This is a genomic window from Klebsiella quasivariicola (genome assembly GCF_002269255.1).
GTDB classification, from domain to species: Bacteria; Pseudomonadota; Gammaproteobacteria; order Enterobacterales; family Enterobacteriaceae; genus Klebsiella; species Klebsiella quasivariicola.
In genome coordinates, this window is the sequence record NZ_CP022823.1 from 1,744,108 (window position 1) to 1,760,597 (window position 16,490).

Annotated in this window: 16 protein-coding genes; 7 read left to right on the top strand and 9 right to left on the bottom strand. The window is 55.5% G+C overall.

Annotation, left to right across the window (positions count from 1 at the left end):
- Positions 1-218: 218 nt before the first annotated feature.
- The gene (gene cirA, locus B8P98_RS08865; RefSeq protein WP_025713887.1) at positions 219-2,192 is read left to right on the top strand and encodes a catecholate siderophore receptor CirA; all 1,974 of its coding nucleotides are present in this window, start codon (positions 219-221) and stop codon (positions 2,190-2,192) included.
- 71 nt (positions 2,193-2,263) lie between these two features.
- Here the strand turns inward: cirA and fghA are convergent, their stop codons facing one another.
- Positions 2,264-3,097, bottom strand: a complete 834-nt coding sequence (fghA, locus tag B8P98_RS08870; protein ID WP_095032887.1) for an S-formylglutathione hydrolase — start codon at positions 3,095-3,097, stop codon at positions 2,264-2,266.
- Between the two features lie 360 nt (positions 3,098-3,457).
- On the opposite strand from fghA, the gene folE reads away from it, so the two are divergent.
- The 6 genes from folE (at position 3,458) to mglC (ending at position 10,438) form a co-directional block, all read left to right on the top strand.
- Positions 3,458-4,126, top strand: coding sequence for a GTP cyclohydrolase I FolE (folE, locus tag B8P98_RS08875; protein WP_023290444.1), 669 nt, complete (start codon positions 3,458-3,460; stop codon positions 4,124-4,126).
- 15 nt (positions 4,127-4,141) lie between these two features.
- The gene (gene yeiB / locus B8P98_RS08880) at positions 4,142-5,299 is read left to right on the top strand and encodes a DUF418 domain-containing protein YeiB (protein WP_080896936.1); all 1,158 of its coding nucleotides are present in this window, start codon (positions 4,142-4,144) and stop codon (positions 5,297-5,299) included.
- Positions 5,300-5,454: 155 nt separating this feature from the next.
- Entirely contained in the window at positions 5,455-6,477 is a 1,023-nt protein-coding gene (gene galS / locus B8P98_RS08885; RefSeq protein ID WP_025713884.1) for an HTH-type transcriptional regulator GalS, read from the top strand.
- Between the two features lie 297 nt (positions 6,478-6,774).
- Positions 6,775-7,773: a galactose/glucose ABC transporter substrate-binding protein MglB gene (gene mglB / locus B8P98_RS08890; protein ID WP_025713883.1), complete on the top strand. Its 999-nt coding sequence runs from the start codon at positions 6,775-6,777 to the stop codon at positions 7,771-7,773.
- Positions 7,774-7,891: 118 nt separating this feature from the next.
- Positions 7,892-9,412, top strand: coding sequence for a galactose/methyl galactoside ABC transporter ATP-binding protein MglA (mglA, locus tag B8P98_RS08895; protein WP_080896937.1), 1,521 nt, complete (start codon positions 7,892-7,894; stop codon positions 9,410-9,412).
- Between the two features lie 15 nt (positions 9,413-9,427).
- On the top strand, positions 9,428-10,438 hold the full coding sequence (mglC, locus tag B8P98_RS08900; protein ID WP_002912871.1) for a galactose/methyl galactoside ABC transporter permease MglC: 1,011 nt from the start codon (positions 9,428-9,430) through the stop codon (positions 10,436-10,438).
- 41 nt (positions 10,439-10,479) lie between these two features.
- Here mglC and B8P98_RS08905 read toward each other — a convergent pair whose 3' ends face one another.
- From B8P98_RS08905 to B8P98_RS08940, 8 genes are all read right to left on the bottom strand, one after another.
- On the bottom strand, positions 10,480-10,926 hold the full coding sequence (locus tag B8P98_RS08905) for a helix-turn-helix transcriptional regulator (RefSeq protein WP_012541033.1): 447 nt from the start codon (positions 10,924-10,926) through the stop codon (positions 10,480-10,482).
- Positions 10,923-11,573: a HipA domain-containing protein gene (locus B8P98_RS32120; protein WP_223170034.1), complete on the bottom strand. Its 651-nt coding sequence runs from the start codon at positions 11,571-11,573 to the stop codon at positions 10,923-10,925. Before B8P98_RS32120 ends, B8P98_RS08905 begins: the two co-directional genes overlap by 4 nt.
- Positions 11,506-12,027 (bottom strand): hypothetical protein, encoded by a 522-nt coding sequence (locus tag B8P98_RS32125; RefSeq protein ID WP_025714688.1) that lies wholly within the window; start codon positions 12,025-12,027, stop codon positions 11,506-11,508. Before B8P98_RS32125 ends, B8P98_RS32120 begins: the two co-directional genes overlap by 68 nt.
- A gap of 114 nt (positions 12,028-12,141) precedes the next feature.
- Complete coding sequence (sanA, locus tag B8P98_RS08915) at positions 12,142-12,873, bottom strand: outer membrane permeability protein SanA (RefSeq protein ID WP_008804033.1); 732 nt, start codon at positions 12,871-12,873, stop codon at positions 12,142-12,144.
- A gap of 190 nt (positions 12,874-13,063) precedes the next feature.
- Entirely contained in the window at positions 13,064-14,050 is a 987-nt protein-coding gene (locus B8P98_RS08920) for an IS110 family RNA-guided transposase (RefSeq protein ID WP_025714927.1), read from the bottom strand.
- 305 nt (positions 14,051-14,355) lie between these two features.
- A complete protein-coding gene (gene cdd / locus B8P98_RS08930; RefSeq protein WP_080898064.1) occupies positions 14,356-15,240 on the bottom strand; it encodes a cytidine deaminase in 885 nt (294 codons plus the stop codon).
- Positions 15,241-15,369: 129 nt separating this feature from the next.
- Entirely contained in the window at positions 15,370-16,065 is a 696-nt protein-coding gene (locus tag B8P98_RS08935; RefSeq protein WP_080898063.1) for a CidB/LrgB family autolysis modulator, read from the bottom strand.
- Positions 16,055-16,459, bottom strand: a complete 405-nt coding sequence (locus tag B8P98_RS08940) for a CidA/LrgA family protein (RefSeq protein ID WP_004201620.1) — start codon at positions 16,457-16,459, stop codon at positions 16,055-16,057. Before B8P98_RS08940 ends, B8P98_RS08935 begins: the two co-directional genes overlap by 11 nt.
- Between the last annotated feature and the right edge of the window lie 31 nt (positions 16,460-16,490).

The following is a 16,490-nucleotide window of genomic DNA, read 5'->3' on the forward strand; positions in this document are numbered from 1 at the left end:
ATAATTATATTGATAATCGTAATCATTATCTTTATCATTTTCGCCCATTACGGATGAAGCCACTCCCCGTCTCTGTCGCTTGTACAGACTGACATCGGGCGACCAGCCACATCGACAAGAAAACAGCGCGAGCATGCCGCCGACAGAGCGGCACATCGCCAGCGCGTGTGAGCAGCACCTTTTTGTTTGTTTGGTTGTACACCTCATGGAGATTTGGAATGTTCAGGTTAAACCCTTTTATCCGGGCGGGATTGTCTGCGTCCGTCGTATCGTTGGCGTTTCCGGCCCTTGCCGATGTGAATGAAGAAACGCTGGTGGTGACCGCCTCGGCCACTGAACAGAGCGTCAAAGACGCGCCGGCGAGCATCAGCGTCATCACCCAGCAGGATTTACAACGCAAGCCCGTCCAGAACCTGAAAGATGTACTGCGCGACGTCCCCGGGGTCCAGCTCACTAACGAAGGGGATAACCGTAAGGGCGTCAGCATTCGCGGTCTGAGCAGCAGCTATACCCTGATCCTGGTTGACGGAAAGCGCGTCAACTCCCGTAATGCCGTTTTCCGCCACAACGACTTCGACCTGAACTGGATCCCGGTGGATGCCATTGAGCGTATCGAAGTGGTGCGCGGCCCGATGTCCTCCCTCTACGGCTCCGATGCGCTCGGCGGCGTGGTCAACATTATTACCAAAAAAATTGGCCAAAAATGGACCGGGACGCTGAGCGCCGATACCACCATTCAGGAGCACCGCGACCGCGGCGATACCTGGAACGGACAGTTCTTTACCAGCGGCCCGCTGATCGACGGCGTGCTCGGGATGAAGGCCTACGGCAGCCTGGCAAAACGCGCCAAGGACGATCCGCAATCTTCCAGTAATGCCACCGGCGAGACGCCGCGCATCGAGGGCTTCACCAGCCGCGATGGCAATGTTGAATTCGCCTGGACGCCGAACGAAAACCACGATTTTACCGCGGGCTATGGCTTTGACCGTCAGGATCGTGATTCCGATTCCCTTGACCGCAACCGCCTTGAGCGTGAGAACTACTCCCTGAGTCATAACGGCCGCTGGGATATGGGCAACAGCGAGCTCAAGTTCTACGGCGAAAAGGTGGATAACAAAAATCCAGGGCAGAGCGGGACTATTACCTCGGAAAGCAATGCTATCGACGGGAAGTACGTTCTGCCGCTGGGCATGATTAACCAGCTGGTGACCTTCGGCGGCGAATGGCGCCACGACAAACTGAAAGATCCGGTCAACCTGAGCAGCGGCGGCCAGTCAACGTCGGCCAGCCAGTACGCTCTCTTTCTTGAAGACGAATGGCGCATCATCGAGCCGCTGGCGCTGACCACCGGCATTCGTATGGACGACCATCAGACCTATGGCGATCACTGGAGCCCGCGCGCCTATCTGGTGTATAACGCCACCGATACCGTCACCGTCAAAGGCGGCTGGGCGACGGCGTTTAAAGCCCCGTCGCTGCTGCAGCTTAACCCCGACTGGACCACCAACTCCTGCCGCGGCTCGTGCAGCATCGTCGGTAACCCGGATCTGAAACCGGAAACCAGTGAAAGCTTCGAGCTCGGTCTCTACTACCGTGGGGAAGAGGGCTGGCTGCAGGATGTCGAAGGCAGCATCACCACCTTCCAGAATAATGTCGACGACATGATCGATGTTCTGCGCACCTCCAGCGCCAGCGAAGCGCCGGGCTACCCGAACTTTGTCGGCTGGAAAACCGTTAACGGCAAGCGTGTGCCGATCTTCCGCTATTTCAACGTCAACAAAGCCCGCATCAAAGGGGTGGAGACGGAGGTGAAGATCCCGTTTGGCGATGAGTGGAAGCTGACGGTGAACTACACCTACAACGATGGTCGCGATCTGAGCAACGGCGGCGACAAACCGCTGCAGACGCTGCCGTTCCATACCGCCAACGGCACGCTCGACTGGAAACCGCTGGACGACTGGTCCTTCTACGTCACGGCCAACTATACCGGTCAGCAGCGCGCGGTGAGCGCCACCGGCAAAACGCCGGGCGGCTACACCCTGTTTGACGTCGGTGCAGCATGGCAGGTCACCAAAAACGTGAAATTGCGCTCCGGGGTGCAGAACGTGGGTGATAAAGATCTGAGCCGGGACGACTACAGCTACACCGAAGAGGGCCGTCGCTACTTTATGGCGGTCGATTATCGCTTCTGATCGTCGGCACTAAAACGCGGCCTGCGGGCCTGAATATGCGCCGCGAAGCTGCTTCGCGGCGCATTTTGCGTTTAGGCAAAGAGATGCTGCGCATGGAAGCGCAGATGGTCTTCAATAAACGAGGCAATGAAGTAATAGCTGTGGTCGTAACCGGGCTGGATACGCAGGGTTAACGGCCAGGCTTTCTGCCGCGCGACCTCTGCCAGCACCGCTGGCTGTAATTGCCCGGCGAGGAACGGATCGTTATCGCCCTGGTCGATCAGCGTCGGCACGGCGTCAGCCGGCTGGCTGGCCTGCATCAGCGCGCAGCTGTCCCACGACTGCCACGTCGATTCATCGGCGCCAAGATAGGCGGTAAACGCTTTCCTGCCCCATGGCACCTGGCCGGGATTGACGATCGGCGCGAAGGCGGAGACGCTGGCGTAGCGGCCCGGATTTTTGAGCGCCATCACCAGCGCGCCGTGACCGCCCATCGAGTGGCCGCTGATGGCGCAGCGTTCGCCGACGCTAAACTCGCTGCGGATCAGCGCGGGCAGTTCATCGCGCAGATAATCATACATCCGATAGTGCGCCGCCCACGGCGCCTCGGTGGCATTCAGGTAGAAGCCGGCGCCTTGTCCCAGATCGTAACCGTCGTCGTTGGCCACCTCGTCACCGCGCGGGCTGGTGTCCGGCATCACCAGCGCGATGCCGAGATCGGCAGCAATGCGCTGGGCGCCCGCCTTGGTGGTAAAGTTTTCGTCGTTACAGGTCAGCCCGGACAGCCAGTACAACACCGGTGGCGGCGTTTCGCGCTCAGGCGGTAAAAAAATGCTGAACGTCATGGCGCAGTTCAGGACAGGGGAGTGATGACGCCAGCGTTGTTGCCGGCCGTCAAAACAGCGATGCTCTTCAAGCAGTTCCATGCAAGGCTCCTCGGAAGGGGTGTGCGCGTAAATATCCATAATACAGATATTTCATAAGCCGGTGAGTAACTTTCACTTTCTCCTTTTGAGAACTTACTGCATCATTAATGCAACTTATAGCCAACATGCTGGCGTAGCGATGGCGCTTATGGATGCGTACAGCGGTTAGATCATTCCGGATTCGGCGATAAGGATTTGGTGCCGCGCCTGAGGCGCGGCTTCAGGCCTTAATAAAAGGCAGCGCCAATTTCAATAATTATCGTGACGGCTACTGGATTCTGTGCGCCACCTCACGCACAATGAATACAAACTTTGCCCCCAGAAAAAGCAAAGAGCGCCACACCTGCAGGAGAAACCCAAATGTCATCACTGAGTAAAGAAGCCGTCCTCGTTCATGAAGCGCTGGTCGCTCGTGGGCTGGAGACGCCGATGCGTGCGCCAGTACAAGAAATTGATAACGAAACACGCAAGCGTTTGATTACCGGTCATATGACCGAGATTATGCAACTGCTGAATCTGGATCTGAGTGATGACAGTCTGATGGAGACCCCGCATCGCATCGCCAAAATGTATGTCGATGAGATCTTCTCCGGGCTGGATTACTCCCGCTTCCCGAAAATCACCGTCATTGAAAACAAAATGAAGGTTGATGAAATGGTTACCGTGCGCGATATCACCCTGACCAGCACCTGCGAACACCATTTCGTCACCATCGATGGTAAAGCGACCGTAGCCTATATCCCGAAAGATTCGGTGATCGGCCTGTCGAAAATCAACCGCATAGTGCAGTTTTTCGCCCAGCGTCCGCAGGTTCAGGAGCGTCTGACCCAGCAGATCCTGATCGCGCTGCAGACGCTGCTCGGCACCAGCAACGTGGCGGTATCCATTGACGCAGTGCATTACTGCGTGAAAGCGCGTGGCATCCGCGACGCGACCAGCGCCACCACCACCACCTCTCTCGGTGGCCTGTTTAAATCCAGCCAGAATACCCGCCAGGAATTCCTGCGCGCAGTACGTCACCACAACTAAAACGGAGCAGGGTACATGGAGAGAAATGTCACGCTGGACTTTGTCCGCGGCGTCGCCATCCTCGGTATCCTGCTTCTCAATATCAGCGCCTTCGGCTTGCCGAAGGCCGCTTACCTCAATCCCGCCTGGTCAGGAAGCGCGTCCCTCAGCGATGCCTGGACCTGGGCACTCCTCGACCTGCTGGCGCAGGTAAAATTCCTTACCCTGTTCGCGCTGCTGTTTGGCGCCGGTTTACAGCTGCTGCTCCCCAGGGGAAAACGCTGGATCCAGTCGCGGCTGACGTTGCTGGCGCTGCTCGGTTTCATTCACGGTCTTTTTTTCTGGGATGGCGACATTCTGCTGGCTTATGCCCTGGTGGGGCTGGTGAGCTGGCGCATGGTGCGTGAGGCGCAGCATGTTAAATCGCTGTTCAACACCGGAGTGGTGCTCTACCTCATCGGTATTGCGGTGCTGGTCCTGCTGGGGGTCATCTCCGGGACGGCGGCGAATCGCTCCTGGGTGCCGGATGCGGCGAACCTGCAGTATGAGCAGTACTGGAAGCTGCATGGCGGCATGGAGGCGGTCAGCAACCGGGCGGATATGCTATCGGATAATCTGCTGGCCCTGGGCGCTCAGTATGGCTGGCAGCTGGCGGGGATGATGCTGATGGGCGCGGCGCTGATGCGCAGCGGCTGGCTCAAAGGGCAGTTCAGCCTGCGTCACTACCGGCGCACAGGCGCCCTGCTGGTGGTGGCCGGGATGGCGGTCAATCTGCCGGCAATATTCGCCCAGTGGTATCTGGCCTGGGACTATCGCTGGTGTGCGTTTTTGCTGCAGGCGCCGCGCGAACTGAGCGCCCCGTTGCAGGCAATCGGCTATGCCTCGCTGGCCTGGGGTTACTGGCCGCAGCTGTGCCGTTTCCGGCTGGTGGGCGCTATCGCCTGCGTCGGACGCATGGCGCTGAGCAACTACCTGCTGCAGACCCTGATCTGCACCACCCTGTTTTATCATCTCGGGCTGTTTATGCGCTTCGATCGCCTGCAGCTGCTGGCCTTTGTTCCCCCCATCTGGGCCGTTAACCTCCTCGTCTCATGGCTCTGGCTGCGCCGCTTCCGCCAGGGGCCGGTGGAATGGCTGTGGCGTCAGCTAACCCTGCGTGCGTCAGGCACATCACTCAAAGACACATCCAGATAACGATCTCGATCACAATCATTAACAAAACGGATGTAAACGTTTCCAGCCGTGTGACTTCACTCACGTAGCGGACCGCGGGTCACTGCCAGAATAGCCTCCTTGCTGAGCACAGGAGGTGAATGTGACGTGCTGTAATTCTCTAAAGGTCGCTGAGTATGATCACCATTCGTGATGTTGCCCGCCAGGCGGGTGTATCCGTGGCCACTGTGTCGCGGGTGCTGAACAACAGCGCGCTGGTGAGTCCGGATACGCGCGACGCCGTAATGAAAGCGGTGACCCAGCTGGGCTACCGGCCCAACGCCAACGCCCAGGCGCTGGCCACCCAGGTGAGCGATACCATCGGCGTGGTGGTGATGGACGTCTCCGATGCCTTCTTTGGTGCGCTGGTGAAAGCGGTGGATACCGTCGCCCAGCAGCATCAAAAATATGTGTTGATCGGCAACAGCTATCACGAGGCGGAAAAAGAGCGTCACGCCATCGAGGTGCTGATCCGCCAGCGCTGCTCGGCGCTGATCGTCCATTCGAAAGCGCTCAGCGATGAAGAGCTGAGCGACTTTATGCAACATATCCCGGGAATGGTGCTGATCAACCGCATCGTGCCGGGCTTTGCCCATCGTTGCGTCGGGCTCGACAACGTCAGCGGCGCGCTGATGGCCACCCGCATGCTGCTCAATCACGGTCACCAGCGCATCGGCTATCTCTCCTCAAATCACGGCATTGAAGATGACGATATGCGCCGGGAAGGGTGGAGCAAAGCGCTGCAGGAGCAGGGCATCATCGCCCCGGACAGCTGGGTCGGCTCTGGCTCCCCGGATATGCAGGGCGGCGAGGCGGCGATGGTCGAACTGCTGGGGCGTAATCTCGGTCTCACCGCAGTGTTTGCCTATAACGACAGCATGGCGGCCGGCGCGCTGACGACCCTGAAGGACAACGGCATTGTCGTGCCGCAGCATCTGTCGCTGATTGGCTTTGATGATATTCCTATTTCCCGTTACACCGATCCGCAGCTCACCACCGTGCGCTATCCGGTGATGTCGATGGCAAAGCTGGCTACCGAGCTGGCGCTGCTGGGGGCGGCCGGCAAGCTGGATCGCGAGGCGACGCACTGCTTTATGCCGACGCTGGTGCGCCGCCATTCTGTCACCCAGCGGCAAACTGTGGGGCCGATCACTAACTGAAGCGGCGACGGTATGTAACCGCTTTCAATTTGTGAGTAAATTCACAGTATATTAACATTCTCCTGATTATGATGGCAGCGTTTACCAGTCTGAACCACAAGGTGATGAGTAATCCTCACTTTTTTAAGTAGGAACAAGGCGTTAAACGAGTAGTAGAGTCGTATTTTCCTGGAGCGTTACCCGACACGGAAGACCGAATTTTCGTCGTGAAATGCGTTGTGCGGTAACACTAATGCAACAACCCCCCGCCCGCATTCTTTCACAATAATGACCCTGCATAATAAAACCGGAGATTCCATGAATAAGAAGGTGTTTACCCTGTCTGCTGTAATGGCTGGTCTGTTATTTGGCGCCGCCGCACACGCAGCAGATACCCGTATCGGCGTGACAATTTATAAATATGACGACAACTTTATGTCGGTGGTGCGTAAGGCGATTGAAAAAGATGGCAAATCCGCGCCAGACGTCCAGCTGCTGATGAATGACTCACAGAACGATCAGTCGAAACAAAACGATCAGATTGACGTGCTGCTGGCGAAAGGCGTGAAGGCGCTGGCGATCAACCTGGTTGACCCGGCGGCTGCGGGAACGGTGATTGAAAAAGCGCGCGGGCAGGATATTCCGGTGGTGTTCTTCAACAAAGAGCCTTCCCGCAAAGCGCTGGATAGTTACGACAAAGCTTATTACGTCGGTACTGACTCGAAAGAGTCCGGGATTATTCAGGGCGATCTGATCGCTAAGCACTGGAAAGCCAACCCGAACTGGGATCTGAATAAAGACGGCCAGATCCAGTTCGTCCTGCTGAAAGGCGAGCCGGGCCATCCGGATGCGGAAGCGCGTACTACCTACGTTATCAAAGAGCTGAACGATAAAGGTCTGAAGACCCAGCAGCTGCAGCTGGATACCGCCATGTGGGATACCGCACAGGCGAAAGACAAAATGGACGCCTGGCTCTCTGGCCCGAATGCGAACAAGATTGAAGTGGTGATCGCCAACAACGATGCCATGGCGATGGGGGCGGTTGAAGCGCTGAAAGCGCACAACAAGAGCAGCATTCCGGTATTCGGCGTTGATGCCCTGCCAGAAGCGCTGGCGCTGGTGAAATCCGGCGCAATGGCCGGTACCGTGCTGAACGATGCTAACAACCAGGCGAAAGCGACCTTCGATCTGGCGAAAAACCTCGCCGAAGGTAAAGATGCCGCAGCGGGCACCAACTGGAAAATTGACAACAAGATCGTTCGCGTACCGTACGTGGGCGTCGATAAAGACAACCTGAGCCAGTTTACCGGCAAATAATCGTGATGTGAGTTGCGGGCGTGGTTTAACCACGCCCGATTATTCCTGATACAGAACCAGACTCCTGCTGGCGCTATTGCGCCGGACGGGGCGTGCATGAACGCAGCCAGGTATAACTATGGTCAGCAATAATAGCGAACGGTCAGGCGAATATTTGTTGGAGATGACCAACATCAACAAATCGTTTCCTGGCGTCAAGGCTCTTGATAATGTCAACCTGAAGGTTCGTCCGCACTCCATTCATGCGTTAATGGGGGAAAACGGCGCCGGCAAATCGACATTATTAAAATGCCTGTTTGGGATCTATCAAAAAGATTCCGGTAGCATTCTTTTTCAGGGAAAAGAGATCGATTTCCATTCGGCGAAAGAAGCCCTGGAAAACGGTATTTCGATGGTGCATCAGGAATTAAACCTGGTATTACAGCGTTCGGTCATGGATAACATGTGGCTCGGGCGCTATCCCACCAAAGGTATGTTTGTCGATCAGGACAAAATGTACCGGGATACCAAGGCCATTTTTGATGAGCTGGATATTGATATTGACCCGCGCGCCCGCGTCGGCACCTTATCGGTATCCCAGATGCAGATGATTGAGATCGCCAAGGCGTTTTCCTATGACGCCAAAATCGTCATCATGGACGAACCGACGTCATCGCTGACCGAAAAAGAGGTCAACCATCTGTTTAAGATCATCCGCAAGCTGAAAGATCGTGGCTGCGGTATCGTCTATATCTCGCACAAAATGGAAGAAATTTTCCAGCTGTGCGATGAAATAACCATCCTGCGCGACGGCCAGTGGATCGCCACTCAGCCGCTGGAAGGGCTGGATATGGACAAGATCATCGCCATGATGGTCGGGCGCTCGCTCAACCAGCGTTTTCCGGATCGCGAAAATACCCCGGGGGAAGTGATCCTTCAGGTGCGCAATCTGACCTCGCTGCGCCAGCCGTCGATTCGCGATGTCTCCTTTGATCTGCATAAAGGCGAAATTCTCGGTATCGCCGGCCTGGTTGGCGCTAAACGCACCGATATCGTGGAGACCCTTTTCGGCATCCGTGAGAAGGCCAGCGGCACCATCACCCTGCACGGGAAGAAGATCAACAACCACAGCGCCAACGAGGCGATTAACCACGGTTTTGCGCTGGTGACCGAGGAGCGGCGCTCCACCGGGATCTATGCCTATCTGGATATCGGTTTTAACTCGCTGATCTCCAATATTAAGAAATATAAAAACAGCGTCGGCTTGCTGGATAACGCGCGAATGAAGAGCGATACCCAATGGGTTATTGACTCGATGCGCGTTAAAACTCCCGGCCAGCATACGCAGATCGGTTCGCTTTCCGGTGGTAACCAGCAAAAGGTCATTATAGGCCGCTGGCTGCTCACCCAGCCGGAGATCCTGATGCTGGACGAGCCGACGCGCGGTATCGACGTCGGCGCCAAGTTTGAGATCTACCAGCTGATTGCCGAGCTGGCTAAAAAAGACAAAGGGATCATTATTATTTCTTCCGAAATGCCGGAACTGCTGGGGATTACCGACCGCATTCTGGTGATGAGCAATGGCCTGGTCGCGGGCATTGTTGAAACTAAAACCACCACGCAAAACGAAATACTGCGTCTTGCGTCATTGCACCTTTAAGATCAGGGGCTTCACATGAGTGCGTTAAATAAAAAGAGTTTTCTCACTTACCTGAAAGAGGGTGGGATATATGTCGTCCTTCTGGTCCTGTTAGCTATTATTATTTTCCAGGATCCGACATTTTTAAGTCTGCTCAACCTGAGTAATATCCTGACCCAGTCCTCGGTGCGTATTATTATTGCCCTCGGCGTGGCCGGGCTTATCGTCACGCAGGGGACCGACCTCTCCGCTGGCCGTCAGGTGGGACTGGCGGCGGTGATTGCCGCCACCATGCTGCAGGCGGTGGATAATGCCAACAAAGTGTTCCCGGATATGGCAACCATGCCGATCCCACTGGTGATCCTGCTGGTATGCGCCATCGGGGCGGTCATCGGCCTGATTAACGGGATCGTTATCGCCTACCTGAACGTGACGCCGTTTATTACCACCCTCGGCACCATGATCATCGTCTACGGCATTAACTCGCTGTATTACGACTTCGTGGGCGCATCGCCGATCTCCGGTTTTGACAGCCACTTCTCCCATTTTGCCCAGGGATTTGTGGCGCTGGGCTCGTTCCGCCTGTCCTACATTACCTTCTACGCGCTGATTGCCGTCTTCTTTGTCTGGATCCTGTGGAACAAGACGCGCTTTGGTAAAAACATCTTCGCTATCGGCGGTAACCCGGAAGCGGCGAAAGTCTCCGGGGTTAACGTGGCGTTAAACCTGCTGATGATCTATGCCCTTTCCGGCGTGTTCTACGCCTTCGGCGGTCTGCTGGAAGCCGGGCGTATCGGCTCGGCGACCAATAACCTCGGCTTTATGTATGAACTGGACGCCATTGCCGCCTGCGTGGTGGGCGGCGTCTCGTTCAGCGGCGGGGTAGGGACGGTGTTTGGCGTGGTGACCGGGGTGATTATCTTTACCGTCATCAACTACGGCCTGACCTACATCGGCGTCAACCCTTACTGGCAGTACATTATTAAGGGGGCGATTATTATCTTCGCCGTGGCGCTGGACTCCCTGAAATATGCCCGTAAGAAATAAGATTGAACGCATCAAAAACCCGCGCCAGGCGCGGGTTTTTACTATTTAAATAGAGAAGAAATAAGTGTTTTAGAAATAGGGACGAGTCCTGTTTCAAGGCCAAACGGCTTATAGATTTTATTAATGATCTCGGCAGAATAATTGCCTTTATCATTTTCCACATCAGATAAGGTCTTACGAGAGACATCCACTAGCCGGGCATATTCATCCTGGCGTAAACCCAGAACTTCTACTCTCAGTTTTTTCAGGGCCTCTCCCTGGCTGATGGCGCCTAGCATGATGTCATGGATAATGGCGTGAATGACCGCCTGACGATCGACCGTTTTGACTTTTTTTAAACCAGCCGAGACGCGTTGTCTGCTTATCTCTGAACGAGCTTTTTTTTCCGTAGCCGTTACCCCGGTGGCGGGTAGGGATGGTGGGTTATCCGCCCGCAGCCTGGCTAAGGTATTTTGGATTTCTGTTTCTTTTTTATTCAGGGTCTTCATAACAGCCCCCAGCGAGCGAGTTTGTCAGGTATAAATTTAAAACCAATGGATGGCATTTCCAGAATCTGAACAGGAACGCCGCGTGCTTTAAGACGGGATGGTAAATCAACGAGTTGAGATGCGGTTTCACTTAAAGCATTAAGCAATGTGTCAGGGGCGATCCATTCAGCCAAAGCTTGTGCGATGGCGCCAAAGTTATATTCGCCTCCTGATTCGCAGGCTAATGACCACTTCATCGTGCGCGGTATACCTTCCGGGTCGGCTTTCATTGGTGCAAAATCGTAGATTGGCGCAAGGGTAATTTCATTATCTGCTTTCATAAATGCAGTATTACGTCCATGGTTATCACTATTGCCAAAAATAATGTTTAATAAGTCTCGACGTACCCAATCGATGATAAATCCTTGAACATCAAAGCGATAATTCTGTACTCTTACCATATTACTGGATGTGATCTTTTCGATCAGGATCCGCAGCGTGGTTTCATGATCAAGTATCGTCGCTGGCGCTTTTTGTAACAGAGAATAGACTGACTCCATTCCCAATCTCATTATCCGGCCATCATCGTCTCTTCTGATATCAAATCGCGGCAACCAGAGAGAGGGATAATGTAGCCCCTCCTGCTGCGGCTCCTCGTTCCTGGGCATAGTCGAGAAAATCACTGGCACGATTCATGACATCAGTGACAGAGAACGTTTTACTGCTTGCCAGACTATCCCAGTCCGGCACCGAGTCTTTAATGCGTAAATTTCCCACTGGCGACATCGTGCCGAATTTGAGCAAGATGAAATTCTGCTGGCCCTGAGGAAGTTCACTGATATCTAAAAAGTTAACCCAGTAACGTCGGCTGGCGCCGCCTGGAATGATATCGTCTATAAATCTTAACCATCCAGGATTTCCGTGATCCTCAAAATAAAGCGAAACGGGATGGTTGAGCGACACGGCGTGATAGTCATCGCGTTCCAGAAAGTCGATGGCGTAATCGGTAAGATAGTCGATTTGTGTTGTAAACCAGTCCCCTTGCTCACTACCGGGGAATTTTATCAACGCAATGTCTTGCCACTCCGCATTGAGAAAGGCTTGTACCGTTAATGTTTCCATCTCGCCCTCCAAAAAAGATGATGAGTGAAATATTACGCATTAAAGAGCATTTATGAAATTAACGTTACTTATAATACGCATTGTTTTGGCATCGCATGATTAATGCATCTTATATCACTCATTGGCGGGTTTTGTGTTTTTCTGCAGCTCCAGCAGCTGCTCCGGAGTGACTGCAGGGTAGGACTGGGCGTCATCCGGTACGTCATGCTGTTGAGCCGGAATCGGGATGAGAGGGCCGAGAAAGCGCGGTTCCCGTTTGAAGATATAGAGGTCCGCCAGCGCGCCAAAGCGGGCGCCGAACTCGCGCAGCCGCACGCTCCACATATCCTTCGGCGACGGCACCGCGTAGCACTGGGCCTGGATCCCCATATGCAGGGCGATAAACAGCGCCCGTTCGCAGTGGAAGCGCTGGGTGATGATAATGAAGTCGTTGGTATCGAACACTTTGCGGGTGCGGACAATCGAGTCGAGCGTACGGAAGCCGGCATAGTCCAGCACGATATCGGCAGGATCGACGCCGCCTTTAATCAGGTCCCGACGCATGGTCATCGGTTCATTGTAGCTTTGCAGAGCATTATCGCCGCTCAGCAGCAGATAGTTGACCTTGCCGCTGTTGTAGGCGTTCAGCGCGCCCTGGATGCGGTAGCGGTAATACTGATTGATGACGCCGGTGCGGTAATATTTGGCGGTGCCCAGCACCACGCCGACCTGACGGTAGGGCAGGTCCTGCAGCTCATCATAGATATAGGGCGCGGTTTTCCAGCTCATCCAGCGGTCAAGGCCCAGCACGGTCAACAGCAGCAGGCCGAGCAGGACTAACAGGCTGTAGAACACACGCTTTAACATGAACTTGGCTCAATAATAGACAACGGAGTCTTCAGGCTACTTTACCCGCCGGGTAAGCGCAAGAAACCCGCGTTTGATTGCGGGGATTTTCAGCAATATAGACAGATCGCCGAACGCAGGTCGGGTAAGGCGTGAGCCGACACCCGGCATAGAGATCTTCAGCTCGCCATGGCGCGAACCGTAGATACTGTTATGCCATGCAAGCATTTTCCGTATGCTGCGTGGCATCGAACGGGCGTCCCGATTTCAGGACCCCGTACGCCACCTGTGCCAGCTTCCGCATCATTGCACCGATGATCAGCTTTGCATTTTTTCCGCTCTTCTCCAGTCGTTCCCTGAATATCCGACCCCATTCTGTCTTGTACAGCGTCACCATTGCCGGCATGTACAGCGCACGGCGCAGCGACATATGACCCATTTTACTCATCCGACTCACCCGCCGGATGCTGCTGCCTGATTCATGCTGCTTTGGTGTCAGACCCGCGAACGCCGCGAACTGCCTCGCTTCCAGGAATCTGTTTTTCAGCCCCACGTAAGCCAGCAACACCGCCGATGTTTTCGCTCCGATCCCCGGGATACTGTCCAGCAGTTTGCGACGGTGCTTCATATCCGGATCATCATCCGTCAGGTCTTTTATCTGCTTTTCGATACGCTTCAGTTCCGTCTCCAGCCACAGCAGGTGCATGTCGATACTCGGCAACTGAACTTCACGGGCACTTTCCCGCCGGTTCTGCTCCTGAACATGCATTTCCGTCAGTGCCTGATGCCGCAGCACCAGCGCCCGCAGGGCCCGCTCAACCGGATGGGGGGCTTCCCATATCACCGGGCGTTTCTCCCGGCAAAAATACGCCAGCTGGCGGGCATCCACCGTATCGGTTTTGCTGCGTATTCCCTGGCTCTGGACGAACGCTTTGCTGAGCAACGGATTGATAATGGAGACCAGATACCCCGCGTCAGAGAGATGAGCGGCGACATCTTCCATATACGTCCCGGTCGCTTCCATGCAGACGTGGGCATTGCTGACCTGATGACCGCACAACCAGCTGACGAGCTCGTTATGGCCTTTTGGGGTGTTGGCAAATTTCTTGCTGCGGTGACGGCCATCAGGGCGCAGCATATCGACATCGAGTTTAGCTTTGGCAACATCAATGCCGATAAAGTGGAGTTTGTTTTCCATGGTGTAACCATCCTTGCAAATGCGGGGTACCGGGTGTTCCGGTCCATGATACTGTTCGGTTTATCACTTGTGGAGGAGCGCAGTCCGGTGCGAATTATCTACGACACAGATTTGAGGATCTAAGGTCGGGTGCGGCATCCGGACTGCATGGCAGAAAGAACTGGCCGGTTCTCTCTGCACGAAAGGAATAATACAAGGTCGGGTAAGCGTAGCGCCACCCGACAACATCTCGGTATATCAGGTCGACGGTATATCAGGTCGGCCGGATAAGGCGAAACCGTCATCCGGCAATCTGCTCAGGCTGATCAACCTAACAGGACGCGCTCGATATTCTGGCAGCCCAGCGCCTTCAGGGTGGCGACGGTGGCATCCCACTGGATCAGCGCCGCGTCGGCTTTCTCCGCGAGGATTGCCCGCTGGATAGCGGGATAATCATAGCCGTTGAGGCTCAGGAGATTCAGCGCCCCCTGCAGCGGCGGCAGCGTCGGATTGAACGCCGCGTTTTCCGCATAGCTGCCGCTGAAAATGGTGCCGTCTTTCAGCTCCAGCGCCACGCCGGAGGGCGAGTGGCTGTAGGGCGCATGGCAGCGGTTGGCGGCCTGAATGGCTGCCTGGGTCAGGGCATCGCCGCTCACCGGGAAGCCATGGTCCTGTGCATCCATCAGCAGGGTTTTGATCTCCAGATCTTTCGGACCAAAGGCGTCCGGCAGATAGTGCTCCAGGGCATGCGCTTCGCGGCCCGGCAGATGAATGCGCAGCGCCAGTCCGCTGTTCAGTTCGTTCATAAACTGACGGCAATGGCCGCACGGCGTGTAGTTCACCGTAATAGCGCGCAGGGAGGTCTCGCCGCGCAGCCAGGCGTGGCTGATGGCGCTCTGCTCGGCGTGAACGGTCTGCTGCATGGTGGCGCCAGGAAACTCCATGTTGCCGCCGAAGTACCAGCGACCGCTGACGCCGCGGGCGATAGCCCCGACGTTAAAATGAGAAAGGTCGGCGCGCGCGCAGGCCGCGGCAAGCGGCAGTAGCGCAAAGGCCAGCGCGTCTTCGTCCAGACCTGTCGCATGTTGCAGCGTCGCCACCTGTTCGGCTTCAAGCAGCGCCGGGAAGTGCGGGTCGGCGAGCATCGGGGCGATGGCCGCCTGCAGGTCTGCTGCCAGAGTCGTCAAAGCAGCTTGAAAACGTGAGTGCATAGCGTTGCCTCATAACAATGTAATGGGAAGCCAGTGTACGGGCGTCCAGGGGGTTCTGGTGTGATTTACATCTCATTGTTCGTGCAACTTTAATTTGTTGCACTAATAAATGTGATATATATCACATTTTCAACCCACTACCACGAGAATGAGCGGAAATAAAAACGGCGCCAGCAGGGAGGTGATGATCCCGCACAGCACCAGCGCCAGAGAGCTGAAAGCCCCTTCCTGATAGTCCAGTTCCGCACAGCGGGCGGTGCCGAGGGCGTGCGAGGCGGTGCCCATCGACAGGCCGCGCGATGCTTTAGTGCGAATGCGCATCAGGTTAAGCAGGGTGTGACCAAACACCGCCCCGAGGATGCCGACAAAAATTACGCACACGGCGCTGATGGCCGGAATGCCGCCGATACTGCCGCTGACCGCCATGGCAATCGGCGTTGTGACTGACTTAGGCAGAATAGAGGCGGCAATTTGCGGTGTGGCGCCCATCAGCAAGGCGACGGTGGTACCGGTGATCATCGCCACGCAGCTGCCGATAAAGCAGATCGTGATGATTGATTTCCAGCGCGCGCGGATCTGGTGCAGCTGTTCATACAGCGGAAAGGCCAGCGCGACCACCGCCGGCTGCAGCAGATCGTTGAGAACTTTGCTGCCGGCAAAATAACGCTCATAGGAGATCCCGGTCAGCAGCAGAAACGGAATTATCACCACCATCGCCACCAGCAGCGGGTTGAGCAGCGGGAATTTAAACCGGGCCGCCAGTTTGCGGGCGAGGAAAAAGACGATCAGGGTTAGCGGCAGCGACCACCAGATTTCATGCATCATTTTTCTTTTCCTTTTGCCCAATCACTTTACGTTCGCCATGCACCAGGTGAGAGCTCCAGCTCACCACCACAAACACCACAAGGGTGCTGATGGCGCAGGAGATAACGACCGGCCCCAGCTGAGCGCGCAGCAGATCCCAGTACTGCATCACGCCGACGCCGATGGGGACGAACAGCAGCGCCATATAGCGGATGAGGATATTGCAGCCAGGATTGACCCATTGCGGCGGCATAATTTGCAGCGCCAGCAGCACGAAGAGGATCAGCATGCCGATGATGCTGCCGGGGATAGTGATGGGCAGCAGCCCGGCGATAAAAATTCCGGCGTATAAGCAGGCGTAAATCAGGACGAAGGCCCGCAGGTACTGCCAGATAATAGTCAGCGATTTACTCATGGTATTAACCCTTGATGAACTGCATTCATCA